Here is an 18,416-nt window from a genome sequence, read left to right on the forward strand (position 1 = left end):
AAGTAAATGACTTGGAAACAACACCCGATGGGAAAGATACGGGCGCGCAGGCACACACGCTGACAAATGCGTGAGGGTCGCGGGCTACCCGGGGACGAAATGATTTGGAGATGGGAGCAATCTCGTGTCCCGGACGCGGCGCGGCACGCAAGTGACGCGACGCAGAGCCGGGACCCACGTCGCAAGAATTGACCACGATAAGATGGGCCCCGGCTCTGCAGCGCACCGCCGAAGTGGCGCTGCGCTGTGTCCGGGGCACGAGACGGCGTCTTACGCCGACTTCCTGTTCTGCCGGTTCTTGACGAGGTCGTCGACCACGGCGGGATCGGCCAGCGTCGAGGTGTCCCCCAGGCTGCCCGGCTCGTCCTCGGCGATCTTGCGCAGGATGCGGCGCATGATCTTGCCCGAGCGGGTCTTGGGCAGGCCCGGCGCGAACTGGATCTGGTCCGGCGAGGCGATCGGGCCGATCTCCTTGCGCACCCAGGTGACGAGTTCTTTCCGCAGATCCTCGGTCGGCTCGACGCCTGACATCAGGGTGACATAGGCATAGATGCCCTGGCCCTTGATGTCGTGCGGGAAGCCGACCACGGCGGCCTCCGAGACCTTCTCGTGCGCCACCAGTGCGCTCTCAACCTCGGCGGTGCCCATGCGGTGGCCGGAGACGTTGATGACGTCATCGACGCGGCCGGTGATCCAGTAATAGCCGTCGGCGTCGCGCCGGCAGCCGTCACCGGTGAAGTATTTGCCCTTGTAGGTCGAGAAATAGGTCTGCTCGAACCGAGCGTGGTCGCCGTAGACCGTGCGCATCATGCCCGGCCATGACCGGGTGAGGCAGAGATTGCCGGTGGTCTCGCCTTCCAGCACCTTGCCGTCGGCATCGACGATCTCCGGCACCACGCCGAAGAACGGCAGCGTTGCCGAGCCCGGCTTCAGCTTGGTCGCGCCCGGCAGCGGCGTGATCAAAATGCCGCCGGTCTCGGTCTGCCACCAGGTGTCGACGATCGGGCAGCGGTCGTCGCTGACAACGCGGTGATACCACTCCCAGGCTTCCGGATTGATGGGCTCGCCGACCGAGCCGAGCAGGCGAAGCGAGGCGCGCGAGGTCTTCTTCACGGGCTCGTCGCCGCCCTGCATCAGGGCGCGGATCGCGGTCGGCGCGGTGTAGAAGGTGTTGACCTTGTGCTTGTCGATGACGTTCCAGAAGCGGGAATTGTCGGGATAGTTCGGCACGCCCTCGAACATCAGCGTGGTCGCGCCGTTGCAGAGCGGTCCGTAGAGAATGTAGCTGTGGCCGGTGACCCAGCCGACGTCGGCGGTGCACCAGTAGATGTCGCCATCGTGATAGTCGAAGACGTATTGATGCGTCATCGCGGCGAACACGAGATAGCCGGCGCTGGTATGCAGGACCCCCTTGGGTTGGCCGGTCGAGCCCGACGTGTAGAGGATGAACAGCGGGTCCTCGGCGTGCATGTGCTCGGCCGGGCACTCCGTGGTCACCATCTTGGCGGCGTCGTGATACCAGAGATCGCGCGACGGACTCATCTCGACCTTGCCGCCGGTGCGCTTGACGACCACGACCCAGTCGACGCCTTCGGTCTTGGCGAGCGCCGCGTCGACATTGGCCTTGAGCGGCACCTTCTTGCCGCCGCGCAGGCCTTCGTCCGCGGTGATGATGACCTTGGATTGGCAGTCGTTGATGCGCTGGGCGAGGCTGTCCGGCGAGAAGCCCGCGAACACCACGGAGTGGATGGCGCCGATCCGCGCGCAGGCCAGCATCGCGTAGGCCGCTTCCGGGATCATCGGCAGATAGATGGTGACTCGGTCACCCTTCTTGACGTTGCGGGTGCGCAGGATGTTGGCCATCCGGCAGACCTCGTCGTGCAGCTCCTTGTAGGTGATGTGCCGGGACTGCGAGGGATCGTCGCCCTCCCAGATGATGGCGGTCTGGTTGGCACGCTTGGCGAGATGGCGGTCGATGCAGTTCCAGGCGACGTTGAGGACGCCGTCCTCGAACCATTTGATCGAGATGTTGCCAGGGGCGAACGAGGCGTTCTCGATCTTGGTGGGCGCCTTCATCCAGTCAATGCGCTTGGCCTGTTCGGCCCAGAATGTGTTCGGGTCCGAGATCGAGCGGGCGTACATCTCCTTGTACTTGGCCTGGTCGACCCAGGCTCGCTTCGTCCACTCCGCAGGTACGTCGTAGATCTTCTCGGACATGCTTTCCTCCACCATGCGGCTCGCCGAACACAAGCAACGGCAAGCCGACTTGATCGTTGCGCCGATTATGCGTCGGGCTAACCGCGCCCGACAAGGAGCACAAGCTGGACCTTCGACGGGCGGGGGGCCATGCGGCCGATCACGCAGGGTCGTTCTGACTGTCGCAGGACCGAAACAGGTGGCGTCGGCGTCTTTACCCAAATTGCAGACCCGGCCCCGCGCAAGGGACCTATGTTCCCTGCGGCGGTATCCAAAAACCGTCGGTCACTGATTCGGGACTCGCAATGTGGTTCGGAACACCCTAAATGGCCTCCCCGGGCCCAAAGCGGCCCCTCGGAACAAACATCAGAATAACAGCATTGATCGATAACAGGCAGGGCTAAAGGCGTAAGGCTATGATGGATCAGCGGAATTTCGGGGGCACGCGACCCGCTTCAGCCGATCCCGCCGCCGTTGCGCTGGCCAAAGCGCTGGGACAATGGCCGAAACCGCCCGCCCTGGGGCGTCCCAGCCCGAAAAAAACGTTCGATACGGCTCCCGCGAGGTCGGTGGAGGCACTGGCCAAGGAACTGGGTCTGCGGCTCGGCGACCAGAACGAACTTACGATCCGGCGCATCAAGCGCGGTAAGGGCTACTTCTTCGTCCGCCCCAATGGCGCGCATATCCGCGACGCCCGCACCATCCGCCGGTTGCACGCCATGGCGGTGCCGCCGGCCTACCGCGAGGTGCGCTACTCGGCCGATCCGAACTCGCACCTCCAGGCGGTGGGACGCGATGCCGCGGGCCGGCTGCAATACCGCTATCACGCCGACTGGGAAAAGGTCCGCGAGCACCGCAAGGCGCATCGCCTCGAAAAACTCGTTGGCGCACTGCCAAAGATCCGGCGCAAGGTGTCGATGTTCCTGTCGGGCGATGAGCCGACGCGCGAATTTGCGCTTTCGGCGGTGATCGAGCTGATCGCCCGCACCGCGATCCGTCCGGGCAATGAATCATATGCCCGCCTCAACGGCACGCGCGGCGCCACCACGCTGCTCAAGTCCAACGTCACGCTGGAAGACGACTGCTTCGTGCTGACCTTCAGGGCGAAGGGCGGCAAGGCGGTGCGGAAGGAATGCGACGCGGCCAAGCTCGTACGCGCCATCGGCATCCTGCGGAGCGTCCCGGGCAAGCGCATGTTCCAGTATCGCGATGCTTCCGGCATCGTGCGTGCGGTCAATACGACGCAGGTGAACGCGTTCCTGCGCGAGATCGCCGGCATCAAGATCTCACTGAAGGACTTTCGCACGCTGATGGCGTCGGCGGTGGTCGTGGAATCGCTGTCGCGGATCACGCCGGCGACAAGCCAGCGCGGCCGCAAGAAGCAGGTGCTGGAAGCGATCCGTGCAGCGGCCGACAAGCTCTCCAACACGCCCGCGATCTGCCGCAGGAGCTACGTCCACGACACCATCGTCACCGCGTTCGAGGACGGCATCCTCGAGCGCTTCGCCGCGACCATGAAGGGCCAGCGCTCGCAGGCCAGGCGCGAGCAGCTCCTGGCGCAGGTGGTGGCGACCGCAGCGGTCTGACCACCCAAACCTCGTCATCGCTACGCCTTGTCTGACGGACCCTTGTCGGGCCCCGGATCTCGGCCCGCGGCCGCGATCGTGAGCCGGCCAAGATAGTGGGTCCAACCCTTGTCGTGGGCAGCCACCTGCTCCGCGGTCGGCAGGCCGCTATGGGTCATGCGCAGCAGCGTGCCACCATCGCGCTCGATCAGGTCGATCTCGATCAGGCTCGAGCCGGGCGGCACTTCCTGGCCGCCTTCCCACCCGAACGTGTAAGCGAGCCGATGCACCGGGACGACCTCGCGGAAGGCGCCACGGGCAACGCCGCCGCGCGCGCCGATACCCCTAAGCAGGTAGACCCCGCCGGGATGCGGCTCCATTGTGGCGTTGGACCCCATCCAGCTCAGGATTTTGTCGGGGTCGGTCAGGTAAGCGAAAACGGTGGCACGCGGGGCCGCGATCTGGGTCTCGCGTCGCAGTATGAACGGCTCGGTCATCGGCGATCTTCCCTGGGCTGACACTCGCACATGGCGGCGCCGACGCGGCCCGTCAAGGATTGCCCGTGACAAAGATGGCCTGCCTTCGCCATCATTGGCCCATGCAACTCGCCCCCACGCTCGCCTGGCTTGTCGACGCCGCCTCAGATAGCCCCGGAGCCGACCGCCTGCTCGCTGAACTCGGCGCACATCTGGTCGCCGACGGCGTGCCCCTTGCGGCCGGAGCCTTGACGCTTGCGGTGCCGCACCCGCTGATCGCGCGTCGCACCTGGTTGTGGCGCGCGGAGAGCGGCGAGGTCATCGAGGCGCTCGGCTTCGCGCCGGCTGGATGGGCGCCCGACCCGCCGGATGACGCCGGTCGCCGCTTGCTTGCGGACATAGCCTCGGGCCCCCTGCATGAGGATACGGTGGGGCAGGCGCAGAATGCGCCGCTGCTCGCCTGGGCCGGCGCGCGCCCGTTTACGTCTCGAGAAACCGATACACTGCGCCAGGCTGCTCGCTTCGCCGCGGCGCCGCTTGCGGCGCTGGCCGCACGTGCGACGCTGGCGGTATCGCTCGAAGCCTATCTGGGCCGTCGCAGCGCGGCGCGGGTGTTGTCAGCGCCGCTGCGTCGCGACGTCGGCGAGACCATTCAGGCGGCGTTGCTCTATGCGGACTTACGCGATTTCACCGCGCTCTCGGAAACCTCCCCTCCTGATGTCGTCATCGCGGCGCTCGATGCCTGGTTCGATCGCATCGCCGGCGCGGTTCATGCCTTCGGCGGCGAGGTGCTGAAATTCATTGGCGACGGCATGCTTGCGATATTTCCGGTAGCCGGCGAGGCGCGCCGCGGCGCATGCGATGCGGCCCTGAAGGCGGCGTCCGCCACGCGCGCCGGGATGGCACATCTTAATGAGGAGCGGCGCGCCCAGGGCCTGCCGCCGCTGTCGTTCGGCCTGGCCTTGCATCTTGGCGAGATGCTGTGGGGCAATATCGGCGCCGCCAATCGTCTCGATTTCACTGCGATCGGGCCGGCGGTCAATCTCGTGAGCCGGTTAGAAGGACTGTGCAAGCCGCTTCGCGAGACCGTGCTCGTATCCGGCGCGCTCGCTGCGGAGACTGACCTTCCGCTCGTCCCGCTCGGGATGCATCCGCTTCGCGGGATCGTCTCGCCCTGCACGGTGTACGCTCTGCCGGAAACGTGACCGTCACTGTCTTTCGAGGGTCGCGGACGTGATGCCTACACCCCGCCCATCTTGCAGACGAGCTTCCACTCTTCCGTCGTCACCGGCTGCACCGACAGGCGCGAATATTTCACCAGCGCCATGTCGGCGAGCTTCTTCTCGGCCTTGATCGCGGCCATCGTCACCGGGGTCTGCAAAGGCTTCTCGGCCTTGATGTCGACGCAAACGAACTTGCCGGTCTTGTCGGTCGGATCGGGATAGGCTTCCTTGATAACTTCCGCGATGCCGACGATCTCCTTGCCTTCGTTGGAATGATAGAAGAACGCCTTGTCGCCCTTCTTCATGTTCACGAGATTCTGGCGCGCGGTGAAATTGCGCACACCGGTCCAGGCTTCGCCCTTGGCGCCTTTAGCCACCTGCTGGTCCCAGGACCACACCGACGGTTCGGATTTCACCAGCCAGTATGCCATGTTCATTCCTCTGCCTTGAAGGGGCGCGTCAGAAGTCCCGAGATCGCGGCGTCGATCGTGCTCCTGCCGCTCAGGATCGCCGCGACCGCTTCTGATACCGGCATCTCGATGTTTTGCGAAGATGCGATTTCGATCAGCACCGGTGCGGTGAACTCGCCCTCGGCGAGCTTGCCGGCGGGCGGCTGCTCGCCGCGTCCGAGCGCCAGGCCAAGCGCGAAGTTGCGCGACTGCAAGCTCGAACAGGTCAGGATCAGATCGCCCAGACCGGAAAGACCCGTGAGTGTCTCGCTCCGCGCGCCGAGCGCGCGGCCGAAGCGGGCGAGTTCGGCGAAGCCGCGGGTCGTCAGCGCGGCCTGGGCCGAGGCGCCGAGTTTGCGGCCGACCGCGATGCCGACTGCGATCGCCAGCACGTTCTTGGCTGCGCCACCGATCTCGACGCCGCGGACATCGGTCGAGTGATAGGGACGGAATGTCGGCGAGCCCAGCGCCTGCACCAGGCTGCTTGCCAGTGCCTCGTCCTTCGCTGCCAGCGTTACCGCCGTCGGCAGGCCGCGCGCGACGTCGTCGGCAAAGCTCGGCCCCGACAGGATCGCCGGCTGCGCGAACGGCGCGGCCTCCGCGATCACATCGGTCATGAATTTGTGCGTTCCGTGCTCGATGCCCTTGGCGCAAGCGACGACCGGCGTCGGCTTTGTCAGATACGAGGCCAGCATGTTGACGGCGCCACGAAGATGCTGCGCCGGGGTTGCGATCAGCAGCATGTCGGCGCGCGCCGCCAGGGCTACCTCGCTCGTCACGACGAGCTCCGCGGCAAGCCGTACGCCGGGCAGCCGTGGGTTTTCGCGGGTCGACGCAATCCGCGCCGCATGCTCGGCATTGCGCGCGCAGAGCGTCACGGCGCGTCCGGCTCGTGCCGCTACGGTCGCAAGCGCCGTGCCCCAGGCGCCTGCGCCGATCACCGCAACGGATTGGAACGCGGTCATGACTAGAATCCAGCGCGGGTGTTGGTGAAGCCGGCTGGTGCCGTGGCATTGGCGTCGAGCAGCCAGCGCGCGCGGGGCTGTGCTTCCATCGTGTCGGTCATGCCGAGTGCGAGGCGTTCGGCGCCCGCCCAGGCGATCATCGCGCCATTGTCGGTGCAGAGCGAAGGCGGCGGCATGATCAGTCGCGTGTTCGCGTGCCTGGCGACGTCATGCAGAGCGCCACGGATCGCCTGGTTGGCGGCGACGCCGCCGGCGGCCACCAGCGCGCACGGCGCGCCGAACTGCTCGCGGAAGAGTTTTAAGCCGACACTCAAGCGGTCGGCCGTCGACTCCAATACAGCGGCCTGGAAGCTCGCGCAGAGATCGCTGATGTCCTGCGGTGTGAGCGGTGTGATCCGGCTTGCCTCGTTGCGCACGGCCGTTTTCAGTCCCGACAGCGAGAAATTCGCGTCCGCGCGGCCCTGCATCGGCCGCGGAAGAGCGAAACGCGCCGCATCGCCGTTTGCCGCTGCACGTTCGACCTGCGGCCCGCCCGGATAGGGCAGGCCCAACATTTTCGCGACCTTGTCGAAGGCTTCGCCGATCGCGTCGTCGACGGTGGTGCCGAGCCGCACATACCGGCCGACGCCGATCACCGCAACGATCTGGGTGTGGCCACCGGAGGCAAGAAACAGGCAGTAGGGAAATTCGATGCCGTCGGTCAGGCGTGGCGTCAGCGCATGCGCTTCGAGATGATTGACCGCGACCAGCGGCGTGTCGTGCACCATCGCAATCGCCTTCGCGGTGGTGAGCCCGACGATGACGCCGCCAATCAGCCCCGGGCCCGCGGCCGCCGCGACACCGTTGAGCTGCGCGAAACCGATGCCGGCCTCGCCCATGGCGCGGTCGATGATCCCGTCGAGCAGATCGACGTGGGCGCGCGCGGCGATCTCCGGCACGACGCCGCCGAAACGGGCATGCTCCTCGACCTGCGACCGCACGATGTTGGACAGGATCTTGCCGCGGCCGTCGGGCGCGCGCTCGATCACCGCTGCGGCGGTCTCGTCGCAGGTGGTTTCGATGCCCAGTACCAACATTGGCGAATCGTTATCCAATTTGCGCCCTTGCGCTCATCCGTAAAGCAGAGTTCTGGTACGTCCGGTAGCATTCCGGGGTCGCCCAGCGCAATCGCCGTGCGCGAGCCGTCCTCTTGAAAGCTTGAGGCGCCGGGGAACACAGAGCCATGTCCATTCTTGTCACGCGGCCGCATCCTGACAATGAGGCGACTGCGGAAAGTCTGCGCGCGCGAGGTCATGTGGTGCTGCTTGCACCGGCGCTCAAGTTCGAGCCGGTCCCTTTCCGTGATGAAAGCGATGCTGATTACAGCGCCATCATCATCACCTCTGCCAACGCGATCCGCGCCGTGGCGCCGCTGCTAAGGGATCTCGATCTGCTGAAGCTGCCATTGTTTGCGGTCGGCGAGCACACCGCTGCCGCGGCGCGCGACGCCGGCTTCACTGACGTGATCGTTGCCGGCGGCGATGCCGCGGCCTTGCGCGACAAGGTGATGCAGGGCGCGCGCGACAAGGTGTTGAAGAAGAAAAGCACCCTGCTCTATCTGGCCGGCGCGGACACCTCGCGCGATCTCGGCGGCGAGCTTGGTGCGGAGGGGTTCAACGTGGTCACGCAGACCACCTATCGCATGGCCCCGGTCAGGCATCTGCCGCGCGAGGTCTGCGAGGGCTTTGCCGCCCACGGCATTAGAGCGGTGCTGCACTACTCCCGGCGCAGCGCCCGCGCCTTCCTGGACGCGGCCCGCGACGAAGGCGTCGAAATCTCGGCGCTTTCGATCCCGCAATGCTGCCTCTCCGAGACGGTTGCGGCCGTGTTGCGCGAGGCCGGTGCGTCGCAGGTCCTGGTGGCCGCCAGGCCGGACGAAAATGCCTTAATTGAGACCTTGGAGCGTGCTTTGCGCACCCGTTTGGCGTAAGAGGACGGGCCGAATCCGACGAAATCGGTCCGAAGGCAGGCAAGTTTGAGGAACCGTCACGATGGCCGACGACAAGGCTGAAGACGCAGGATTGGCCCCCGAATCCGGCCGAGCCAAGCGCACCCCGCCCACCATCGACCTCGAGGCGACCGAAATCTCCACCCAGCCGCAACAGCCGGCGGGCGACCCGGAGGCTCAGCCGACGCCCGAGCAGGCGCAGACGGAAGAAGCCCAGCCCGAGGAGACCAAGTCGCAGCCCCAGCCCGAGCGAGCCGAGGCGCAAGCCGCCGCCGCGGCGCCGGCGGTTTCGCCGCCAATTTCACCCTGGATCATCGCGCCGTTCTCCGGCGCGGTGGCGGCGGCGATCGTGATCGCGGTCGGCTGGATGCTGGGCTGGCCCGCCGTGCAGGCGCCGCCGGCCGCTCCCCAAGTCACCAGCGCGACGGTCGATGCACTGAGCGGGCGCGTCGCAGCCGTCGAGACCAAGGTCGGCAGGTCCGCCGCCGACCCGGCAATGGCGGCGCGCATCGACGCGCTGGAAAAATCCGCGGGCAGCCTGCGCAGCGATATCGCCAATCTGCGCGCGCAATCCGACAACACCGCGAGCGCGCTGAATGATGTGAAATCCGCGCCGCGTGATGCCGCCGCGCCTGCCGATCTTGCCGCCATCAACGAACGCATCGCGCAGCTCGAGCGCAGCATCAGGAACGAGCGCGCCGAGCTTGCGCAGCAGGGCGAGAAGATTGCCGACGCGAAGCCGGCCGACGACAAGCCGCTGCGCCACGTCGTGGCGGCCGCGCTGCTCGACGTCGCCGTTCGCCACGGCGATCCCTACGAGGCCCAGCTCGCCGCATCGCGCTCGCTCGCGGCCGATCCTGATGTGCTGAAGCCGCTCGATATGTTCGCAGCGTCAGGCATTCCGACGCCGGTCGCGCTCAGCCGCGAGCTCCTGAATATCGTGCCAAAGCTGTCGCCGCCGGCGGAAGCGCCGACCAGCGGCACCGGCATTGTCGAACGGCTCCAGGCGGGCGCGTCGAAACTCGTCCGCATCGAGCGCACCGATGGCGTCGGCAACGACCGCGGCGCGATCGTGGCGCGGGTAACGGCCGCGGCGCTGCGCAACGATTTCGTGGAGGCGCGCCGCGAGCTGAAGATGCTGGCCGAGGCCGATCGGGCTCCGGCGCAGGCCTGGCTCGCCAAGTCCGATGCCCGCGATGCCGCGCTCGCAGCGTCCCGCAAATTCGCCGACGATGCCATGGCAGATCTCGCCAAGCCTGCTCAATAAGGTTCGCGCAACACCTTGCGCGTAATAGGATTGCCATGCTTCGCATCGCCCTCTTTCTCGTTCTGATCGCGTTGGCGGCGGCCGGCGCGGCCTGGGTCGCCGACCAGCCCGGCGATTTCGTCCTGACCTGGGGCGGTTTCCGCGTCTCAACGACGTTTCCCAGATTCGTGTTTTTGCTTGGAGTCTTTGCAGCGGCGGTCGTGCTCGTCTGGAGCATCCTGACGACGATCTGGCGCACGCCGGGGCGCCTGCGCCGTCGGCGTCACGAGAAGCGCCACGCGCGCGGCCGCCATGCCATTACCCACGGGCTGCTGGCGATCGGTCACGGTGACGCGGCGCTCGCCCGCCGCCACGCCGAGGCGGCGCGGCGGCATGCGCCGGACGATCCGCTCGCGCTTCTGCTGCACGCGCAGTCGGCCCAGCTCGAAGGCAATCGCGACGAGGCGCAGCGTGTGTTTCGTGCCATGGCCGAGCGCGACGATACGCGGCTGCTGGGCCTGCGCGGCCTCTTCATCGAAGCGCAGCGCGCCGACGATGCGGTCGGTGCGGTGATGATCGCGGAGGAAGCGATCAAGCTCTCGCCGTCCTCGACCTGGGCCTCGCATGCGGTGCTCGGCTTCCGCTGCGCGCGCGGCGACTGGAGCGGCGCGCTCGCGATCCTTGATTCCAACCTGTCCGCCGGACTGATCGACAAAGCCGCTTATCGCAGGCAGCGCGGCGTGCTGCTCACGGCACGTGCGCTGGAATTGGAGACCATGGACCGCGACGTCGCGCGCGAGAGCGTGATGGAGGCGGTCAAGCTCGCACCGACGCTGGTGCCGGCCGCGGTGCTCGCCGCCAAGTTCGAGAGCGAGGCGCATCAGGTGCGCCGCGCCATGAAGCTGGTGGAGGCGGCCTGGCTCGCCAATCCGCATCCCGATCTCGCCGACGCCTATGCGCATGTGAAGCTTGGCGATTCTGCGCGGCAACGCTTGCAGCGCGTCGAGACGCTCGCCGCCAAGACGCCTGCCGACAAGCCCGACCATATCGAGGGCCAGCTCGCGATCGCGCGCGCCGCGATCGACGCAGCCGAGTTCGCACGTGCGCGCGAGGCGCTCGCGCCTTACCTCAACGATCCGACCCAGCGCGTTGCGCTGTTGATGGCCGAGATCGAACGCTCCGAGCACGGTGACAGCGGCCGCGCCCGCGTCTGGACCTTACGCGCGGTGCGCGCCCGCCACGATCCGGCCTGGTCCGCGGACGGCTATGTCAGCGACCGCTGGCGGCCGGTCTCCCCGGTCACCGGTCGCCTCGACGCCTTCCAGTGGCAGACGCCGGTCGCCAGCCTGCCCTCCGACAAGGGTACGACGATCGAGTCCTCGGCCTTCGAGGAGGCCATGCTGGCGGCCCCGCCGCCGAAGCGGGTGACCGCTCCAAGCGAAAGCCTGATGGAACCGGCTCCGTCGTCGGCACCCGCCCCGGCCCCGGCCGCGCAGGACAATTCACCGCCCGAGTCAGCGCCCGAGGCCAAGACCTCTGAAAAGATACCTGAGGTGGCGCCCGAGCCCGAGCCGGTCAAGCCGCCGCCCGAGTCAGCCGAATCATCGCCGACGACGGCGACGCCATTGTTCCGGGCCCGGCCCGATCTCGGCAAGCCCGGCCCAATGCCGATTCCCGCTGTGATCCCGATCGTCCGTGCCCCCGATGACCCCGGAATCGACGACGAGGGTCCCAGCGACGAATTTACGGAACAAATCGGCACGCCCAAGGCCCAGGCCGGCGGCTGGCGCGGATTCTGGTCCCGCTGGGCATGAGTCGCATTTCGGTCCCGGCTTGTCCTTGCCAATTCCGGCCATGCCCGATATCAGGAGCGCGCGTATCGGGGTCGGCATTGCTTCGACCTCGTCAGGGTCCGCCGCAATAGCTCAGTTGGTAGAGCACGTCATTCGTAATGACGGGGTCGGGGGTTCGAGTCCCTCTTGCGGCACCAGCGCTTTTTCCGAGCAATTTTCACGTGATCACGGCGGTTCTGCTGCAGCGAACGCGTGCGGGCCCGCTTCTTGAGCGCGGTTAAGTCTCGGTGTGACCATCGTCACATAACTTCGCGACGGTCTCTCCTAGTGTCGCCCCACGCAAACACGGGGAGACGTCACATGCGCAAGATCATTCTGGTTACCGCCATGGTTCTGGTCTCGGCGTCGGCTCAGGCCGCCGGCTCGCGCAGCTTGACCCTGGCTTCGGCCGAGACTTCTGTGGCCGCGACCGCAAGCCCTGCAACGGCACCGCAAGAGACCCCGAAATACGTGGATCGGCCCGCCGCCGTCTCCACTACGCCTGCCGCCGCGTCGACGGCGACCGCGCCTGCAACGACATGCGCTTCCGGTAACGACGCCGCCAAGCCCGCACCGACAACTACCGCGAAGGCTGCCAGGCCCAGGCGCAGCCGCGTCTGGAGCGAGGGCCGCATCATCAGCGAGTTGCACCGCTACGGCATCTATTGGTAAGCGGTCGCTCGCCTTCCAAAAACGCAAATGGCCGGGGCGAACCCGGCCATGCGCAGTCAGGAGACGGATTGATCGGGTGCCTACTGCGAGACCGTCTGCACCACGCTCGAGATCGGACGCGCGCTGGACGTCGGCACCTTCAAATCCTTCAATAGCGCTTCGTCATATTCCGGCAGCGTCTGGAAGCTCGTCTTGGCCTTCATCTGCACGACCTTGTAGCCGCCGGCCTTCAGGCGCGCGAGCAGCGTCGGCAGCGCTTCGGCGGTGTGCTTCTGGAAGTCGTGCATCAGGATGATGCCCTTGCCGAGCTTGTCGAGCTTGGTCATCACGTTGCTGACGATCTTGTCCGGCGTGCTCTCCTTCCGGAAATCGAAGGAGTCGAGGTCGGTCGAGAACATCGCGACGTTGCGGGTGCCGAAATAGCTCACGATCGCCGGATTGTGCTGAAGCTGCGGGAAGCGGAAGAACGGCGCCGGGTTGGTGCCGAGCGCGAACCTCACTGCGCTAAAGCCCTTCTCGACCTCGTCCTTGGCCTGCTGTTCCGTCATCTTCTTGCTGTTGAGATTGACGTGCGACCAGGTGTGCGTGCCGACCGTGTGGCCCTGCGCCAGCACCTGGCGCAGGATCTCCGGATGATAGGTGGCGTGCTTGCCGACGGCGAAGAACAGGCCTTTGGTGCATTCGTCGGCGAGCGCCTTCAGCACGGCCGGCGTGTTGTTCGGCCAGGGACCGTCGTCGAAGGTCAGCACGACCTCCTTGTCGGTCAGGAAATCGAACTGCTTGAAGTGCTCGAAGCCGAAGCCGGGTCCGCCGGTGGTGTCGATCTCGACCACGCGGGCGACGCCAAGCGCGTTCGGATTGGTGCAGGTCGATTTCTGCTGAACCGGCATGGCCGGCGCAGGAGCGGGCGCTTGGGCAACGGCAAGTGTCGCCGGCTTGCCGGAGAGCGCCGCGGTGACCTCGACGTCGTCCTTGGCGGCCAGTTTCGCCGGTGCCGGCAACGGATCGGCAGCACGGGCGGCAATTGTCTTGGGCGCGGCCGGTTCGGCGCGCGAGGAATAAAAGAACCAACCTCCGGCGGCGATCACGACCGCCGCAACTACACTGGCCAGCATCAGGCCCAACGCATTACGCATCGCTACTCTTTCCAATTTCGCAACCAAACCAGCGGTTTCCTCCCCGCGCCGAGCCATTAATGCGAAGGAACAGTTAACGTGACACCAACGCGACGGCGGTTGCGGAGGAATTTCAGGTAGCTGCGCCAAAGTGACCGATGTCACTGTTAGAGGGGCTCTCGTGACCGTCATCACAGTGGAAACGACTTTGCTGGAGCATCATGGCTCCCGTTAACACCGCGCCGTCGATGGCGCCGCCAATGGGAGCCGCAAATGACCGCGTCCTTCTCCTCCAAGATCCGCGACGCCAGTCTGACGCTGGGCTTCGCCGCCTTCGTCGCGATCCTGTCCTCGGCCACCAGCTTCGCCTATACCGCCGAGGCGCGGCAGATGTGCACCGGCGACGCTTTCCGCCTGTGCTCGTCCGAAATCCCCAACATCCCGAAGATCACCGCGTGCATGATCAAGTACCGCGCCGATCTCAGCCCCGGCTGCCGCGCCGTGATGGACCTCGCCAAGGGCGCCTCGCGCAAGGTCGCCAACGCCCAGAACAACGTGCAGTAAGCGAAGCATGACCTGCGCAACGATCAGGCGGTCATCGCGCGTGGACCTCCCTTGCGAAGTGTCCCGGTGCAAGCCGTGGACCGCTCGTTGCCGCCTGCGGCCGATCAACAAAGCCGTTGCAGCGGTGGAACCGTCGCTTTAGCTTCGCCCGCCTATCGTCCGGGTATGGGGCAATTGCGAGATGACCAGATTTCTTATCATTATTCCATTGGCCCTGATCGCATCGAGCGTATCGGCGCAGCAGCAGCCGGGACACGATGCTTGCGCGCGCGATGTCTCGCGTCACTGCCGCGCCGTGATGAACAATGGCGATTCAGCCGTGCTCGCCTGCCTGAAACAGAACCGCACGCGCCTCAGCAAGGCCTGTGACAAGGTGCTGACCGACCACGGGCAGTAGTTGTTTCCTGTGATTCCGGGGCATCGCGCGCCGATGAGCCCGGAATCCATCGAGCCGCATATGCCTGGAGAGATGGATTCTCAGATGCGCAATTGCGCGTCATAGCTCGCGCCTGACGGCGCGCCCGGAATGACAGTGGAGCTACGTGCTGCTCCCCGCCGCGGTCGCGACCACCGGCAGCACCTCGGCACTCGCGCGGTCCGGCGTCTCTTCCTTCCAGCGCACCGAGCCGAACGGGCGCTCCAGCATGCGGCGGATCCGCACCGGCTCAGGGCCGATATGGAAATCGATTGCGCGCTGGTGCAGCGCGCGTTCGGACTGGGTCGATCGGTTGCGCTGGCGCAGATAGTCGAGCCAGGTCGGGCAGTGATAGCGCTCGGTCCACAATTCGGGATCGGCGATGTCGCGCGCGATCGACCAGCCATAGGCGCCGTTGCGTTGGCGACTGAGCTGCACGTCCTGCATCACGTTGTGGAAGGCGCGCGCGTTCTCCTGCGTGACGCGGTATTCGATCTCGACCACCAGCGGCCCGCTGCGCCCCGTGAGCGACAGCTTCACTTCCGGATCGGCCAGCACCTCGGCGTCCTCGTTGCGCGCGCCGACGCGCGGCATGGCCAGCCATAGTCCCAAGAGCGGCGAGATCAGCATCAGGCCGGCGGCCACCAGAAGCGCGATCTCGACGCCAGCATAGTCGGTGAGGTGCCCCCAGCCCCAGGCGCCAATCGCAATGCCACCCGAGATCGAGGCCTGGAACGCCGCGAGCGATCGTCCTGCGACCCAGCGCGGCGCCGAGAGCTGCACACCGATATTGAACAGCGCGACGGCGGCCATCCACACGGCTCCCGCGAGCACCAGCGCGGCCGCGGTCAGCACCGGTTCGGTGCTCGCGGCAAGCGCCGCCATCGCGAACGCCATCGAAATGGTGCAGGCGCGGATCGCCGCCTCGCCGCTCATGCGCTTGCGCAGTTCATGGATGTTGAGCGCCCCGACGACCGCGCCCATGCCGAAGGCGCCCAGCATGATGCCGTAGGTCTGGGCGCCGCCATGCAGGAGGTCGCGCGCGACCAGCGGCATCAGCGCCATCACCGCGCCGCCGATCAGGCCCATCACCAGGGTACGCAACAGCACGATCTTGATTGGCGGCGAATTGGTGATGTAGCGGAAGCCGGAGACCATGGCCCGGTTGAGCTTTTCTCGCGGCAGGCGCGAGGGTTCGGTGGTGCGCCGCCAGAGCAGCAGCACCACCAGCAGGGGCAAATAGAGGATGGCATTGCAGGCAAAGGCGGCGACCGCGCCGGCCGCGGCGACGATGACGCCGCCGATCGCGGGACCGAAGCTGCGCGCGATGTTGTAGCTGATGCCATTCAGCGCGACGGCTGATGGCAGCGCGTCGGGCGGCACCTGCTCGCTGACGGAGGATTGCCAGGCTGGACCGAACAGCGCATTGCCGCTTCCGACGATGAAGCAGAAGGCGAGCAACCATTCCGGGGTGATGAGCTTGAGCCCGGCCAGCACCGTGAGCGCGGTCGCACCGATCAGCGCGATTGACAGCGACACCAGGGTGACGATGCGGCGGTCGTACATGTCGGCGATGGCGCCGGCCGGCATCGAGATCAGCATGATCGGCAGCATCAGCGCGGTCTGCACCAGCGCCACCTTGTCGGCCGAGGCCGCCATCTGGGTCATGGCCCAGGCGGCGCCGACGCCCTGGATCAGAAGGCCGAGATTGGAGAGCAGGCTGGCGAGCCAGATGCGCCGGAATACGGTGTACCGCAGCGGTGCGGTGATGCCGTCGGCGGCAATTCTCTGACGTTTCGGCTGCTCGGTCATATCCCCTTCCATTTGAGCTGGCAGAAGTGGCCTCAGCGATTCCAGTCGGGTTCAGTGATGCCCGCGAAAGTCCTTCGCTGTCCAGTGTTTAGACGTCTATAAGCGGTGCAAAGGCTGAGTTCGCCGGGGAGGAACACGATGAAGCTATCGCGACGGACTATCGTGCAGGGCCTCGGCACCCTGCCCTTCGCGGCTGCGACCGTCCGGATCGATGCCGCGAACTCGCTGCGTCCATCACTGAGCTGAAGCGCCGCACGGGTGCGGCTCGCGTGGCGCTGGTCGGCAGCTCGCGCGGCGGCTATGCCACCCGCAACGTCATCGGAGCCGGCCGACGTCAAGCCGGGCGTGCCGACGGATTCGGCAGCAACCCTGCGCCTTCCGGTCGTAGAGGTCGGGCGTAACGTCGTGGCCCAGTTTGGCGAAGAACGAATAGTGGCACGGGCCCGGCCTGCTGCCGAGAACAGGATTGCGATTGCCGAGCTGACTTACTAGCTGTTTATCCACGCGATATATGCGGGGAGAGAGCCATGAACATCGCCAGCGTGCGTCGGCCCATCGTCCCTCCAGCCCCGCCGCGTGCGCCGGACGACATGTCGTTCCTTGGCAAGCTCGCGGTGATCCGGCGAAACATGATCGCGACCTGGGCGCAGCGTGCCTACGAGGAAGAGATCATCCCGGGTCGCTTTTTCTTCCGCAACAGCTTCATCCTGAACCGGCCGGACGTGATCCGGCATGTCCTGGTCAGCAACTACGAGAACTACACGCGCACGCCGGCGGGCATCCGCATGCTGCGTCCCGTGCTCGGTGATGGTCTTCTGATCGCGGAAGGTCATTCCTGGACGTTTCAGCGCCGCACGCTGGCGCCTGCGTTTACGCCTCGCGCCACCGCCAACCTCGTCCCGCATATGACTGCGGTGCTCGACGAGACCATCGCGAAGCTGGATGGGTGCGTGGGCGAAACCGTCGATCTGCGCGAGGTCATGCAGCGCATGACGCTCGAGATCGCCGGCCGCACGATGTTCTCGTTCGGCATGGACCGCCATGGTCCGACCTTGCGCAGCTTCATCATGGAATACGCCGAGCGTCTGGGACGGGCGTACTTCCTCGACATGGTGCTGCCCGTGTCCTGGCCGAGCCCGATGGATTTTGCCCGCGCCCGCTTCCGCAAGCGCTGGACCGAATTCGTTGCGATGCTGATCGCCGAACGGCGTGCGGCGGGGAAGAAGGACGGCGCGCCGCCGCGCGATCTGTTCGATCTCATGGACGAGGCGCGCGATCCCGAGACCGGCAAGGGCTTTTCCGACGCGCAGCTTGTCGATGAGGTCGCGACCATGATCCTGGCGGGTCACGAGACCACCGCGACCGCGCTGTTCTGGGCGCTCTATCTGCTCGCGCTCGATCCGGAGACGCAGGAGGACGTCGCCTCGGAAACCCGCGGCGAGCATCTCGACAGCATCGCCGACATCGACCGTCAGAAATTCACCCGCGCCGTGATCGAGGAGACCATGCGGCTCTATCCGCCGGCTTTCCTGATCGCGCGGGCGGCGCGGGACAAGGACGACGCGGCCGGCGTTGCGATCGGCAAGGGCGATATCATCATGATCGCACCGTGGCTGTTGCACCGGCACGAGAAGCTGTGGGATCAGCCGAACGCATTCGTCCCGAAGCGCTTCATGTCGACCGAGGCGCCCGATCGCTTCGCTTACTTGCCGTTTGGCGCGGGACCGCGCGTCTGCGTCGGCGCGCCCTTCGCCCAGGCGGAAGCCGTGCTGGCGCTGGCGAGGCTCATCGGCGCGTTCCGCGTCGAGCTCGTCGACGCCAATCCCGTCATTCCGCTCGGCGTCGTCACGACGCAGCCGGACCATTCACCCATGTTTCGCATCACGCGTCGGTGACAGG

General features: G+C 66.3%; 16 protein-coding genes, 1 tRNA gene and 1 pseudogene. 11 read left to right on the forward strand and 7 right to left on the reverse strand.

Annotated elements, in window-relative coordinates; translation table 11 throughout:
* Positions 1–270 precede the first annotated feature (270 nt).
* Complete coding sequence (acs, locus tag MTX21_RS26315; protein WP_280967574.1) at positions 271–2,217, reverse strand: acetate--CoA ligase; 1,947 nt, start codon at positions 2,215–2,217, stop codon at positions 271–273.
* Positions 2,218–2,612: 395 nt separating this feature from the next.
* Between acs and MTX21_RS26320 the strand changes: the two genes are divergently transcribed.
* On the forward strand, positions 2,613–3,782 hold the full coding sequence (locus MTX21_RS26320) for a DNA topoisomerase IB (protein WP_280967575.1): 1,170 nt from the start codon (positions 2,613–2,615) through the stop codon (positions 3,780–3,782).
* Between the two features lie 20 nt (positions 3,783–3,802).
* Here MTX21_RS26320 and MTX21_RS26325 read toward each other — a convergent pair whose 3' ends face one another.
* Entirely contained in the window at positions 3,803–4,258 is a 456-nt protein-coding gene (locus tag MTX21_RS26325) for an SRPBCC domain-containing protein (protein ID WP_280967576.1), read from the reverse strand.
* Between the two features lie 101 nt (positions 4,259–4,359).
* On the opposite strand from MTX21_RS26325, the gene MTX21_RS26330 reads away from it, so the two are divergent.
* On the forward strand, positions 4,360–5,442 hold the full coding sequence (locus MTX21_RS26330) for an adenylate/guanylate cyclase domain-containing protein (RefSeq protein WP_280967577.1): 1,083 nt from the start codon (positions 4,360–4,362) through the stop codon (positions 5,440–5,442).
* Between the two features lie 35 nt (positions 5,443–5,477).
* On the opposite strand, the gene MTX21_RS26335 is transcribed toward MTX21_RS26330, so the two are convergent.
* Genes MTX21_RS26335 through tsaD form a run of 3 tightly spaced genes read right to left on the reverse strand, consistent with a single transcriptional unit; the run spans position 5,478 to position 7,950 of the window.
* Entirely contained in the window at positions 5,478–5,891 is a 414-nt protein-coding gene (locus MTX21_RS26335; RefSeq protein ID WP_280967578.1) for an EVE domain-containing protein, read from the reverse strand.
* 2 nt (positions 5,892–5,893) lie between these two features.
* Positions 5,894–6,874 carry an NAD(P)H-dependent glycerol-3-phosphate dehydrogenase gene (locus tag MTX21_RS26340; protein ID WP_280967579.1) on the reverse strand — a complete coding sequence of 327 codons (981 nt, stop codon included), beginning with the start codon at positions 6,872–6,874 and terminating at the stop codon, positions 5,894–5,896.
* Between the two features lie 2 nt (positions 6,875–6,876).
* Positions 6,877–7,950, reverse strand: a complete 1,074-nt coding sequence (tsaD, locus tag MTX21_RS26345; RefSeq protein WP_280967580.1) for a tRNA (adenosine(37)-N6)-threonylcarbamoyltransferase complex transferase subunit TsaD — start codon at positions 7,948–7,950, stop codon at positions 6,877–6,879.
* A 146-nt stretch (positions 7,951–8,096) separates the two neighbouring features.
* On the opposite strand from tsaD, the gene MTX21_RS26350 reads away from it, so the two are divergent.
* The 5 genes from MTX21_RS26350 (at position 8,097) to MTX21_RS26370 (ending at position 12,611) form a co-directional block, all read left to right on the forward strand.
* Entirely contained in the window at positions 8,097–8,843 is a 747-nt protein-coding gene (locus MTX21_RS26350; protein WP_280967581.1) for a uroporphyrinogen-III synthase, read from the forward strand.
* 61 nt (positions 8,844–8,904) lie between these two features.
* A complete protein-coding gene (locus MTX21_RS26355; RefSeq protein WP_280967582.1) occupies positions 8,905–10,128 on the forward strand; it encodes a hypothetical protein in 1,224 nt (407 codons plus the stop codon).
* A 35-nt stretch (positions 10,129–10,163) separates the two neighbouring features.
* Positions 10,164–11,921 carry a heme biosynthesis HemY N-terminal domain-containing protein gene (locus tag MTX21_RS26360; protein WP_280967583.1) on the forward strand — a complete coding sequence of 586 codons (1,758 nt, stop codon included), beginning with the start codon at positions 10,164–10,166 and terminating at the stop codon, positions 11,919–11,921.
* A gap of 100 nt (positions 11,922–12,021) precedes the next feature.
* Positions 12,022–12,097: transfer RNA gene (locus MTX21_RS26365), tRNA-Thr, on the forward strand.
* Between the two features lie 163 nt (positions 12,098–12,260).
* Positions 12,261–12,611, forward strand: a complete 351-nt coding sequence (locus tag MTX21_RS26370; protein WP_280967584.1) for a hypothetical protein — start codon at positions 12,261–12,263, stop codon at positions 12,609–12,611.
* 80 nt (positions 12,612–12,691) lie between these two features.
* Here the strand turns inward: MTX21_RS26370 and MTX21_RS26375 are convergent, their stop codons facing one another.
* Complete coding sequence (locus MTX21_RS26375) at positions 12,692–13,747, reverse strand: polysaccharide deacetylase family protein (RefSeq protein ID WP_280967585.1); 1,056 nt, start codon at positions 13,745–13,747, stop codon at positions 12,692–12,694.
* A gap of 252 nt (positions 13,748–13,999) precedes the next feature.
* Here MTX21_RS26375 and MTX21_RS26380 point away from each other — a divergent pair, with 252 nt between their 5' ends.
* Positions 14,000–14,290: a hypothetical protein gene (locus MTX21_RS26380; protein WP_280967586.1), complete on the forward strand. Its 291-nt coding sequence runs from the start codon at positions 14,000–14,002 to the stop codon at positions 14,288–14,290.
* A gap of 181 nt (positions 14,291–14,471) precedes the next feature.
* Positions 14,472–14,687, forward strand: a complete 216-nt coding sequence (locus MTX21_RS26385) for a hypothetical protein (protein ID WP_280967587.1) — start codon at positions 14,472–14,474, stop codon at positions 14,685–14,687.
* A gap of 141 nt (positions 14,688–14,828) precedes the next feature.
* Here MTX21_RS26385 and MTX21_RS26390 read toward each other — a convergent pair whose 3' ends face one another.
* On the reverse strand, positions 14,829–16,517 hold the full coding sequence (locus MTX21_RS26390; RefSeq protein WP_280967588.1) for an MFS transporter: 1,689 nt from the start codon (positions 16,515–16,517) through the stop codon (positions 14,829–14,831).
* A 321-nt stretch (positions 16,518–16,838) separates the two neighbouring features.
* Between MTX21_RS26390 and MTX21_RS26395 the strand changes: the two are divergent.
* Positions 16,839–17,009 (forward strand): annotated as a pseudogene (locus MTX21_RS26395) (hydrolase); the annotation flags it as partial.
* A gap of 35 nt (positions 17,010–17,044) precedes the next feature.
* A complete protein-coding gene (locus MTX21_RS26400) occupies positions 17,045–18,412 on the forward strand; it encodes a cytochrome P450 (RefSeq protein ID WP_280967589.1) in 1,368 nt (455 codons plus the stop codon).
* The last annotated feature ends 4 nt before the right edge of the window (positions 18,413–18,416 follow it).

The sequence above is a fragment of the Bradyrhizobium sp. ISRA430 genome (genome assembly GCF_029909975.1).
Classification (GTDB): Bacteria; Pseudomonadota; Alphaproteobacteria; order Rhizobiales; family Xanthobacteraceae; genus Bradyrhizobium.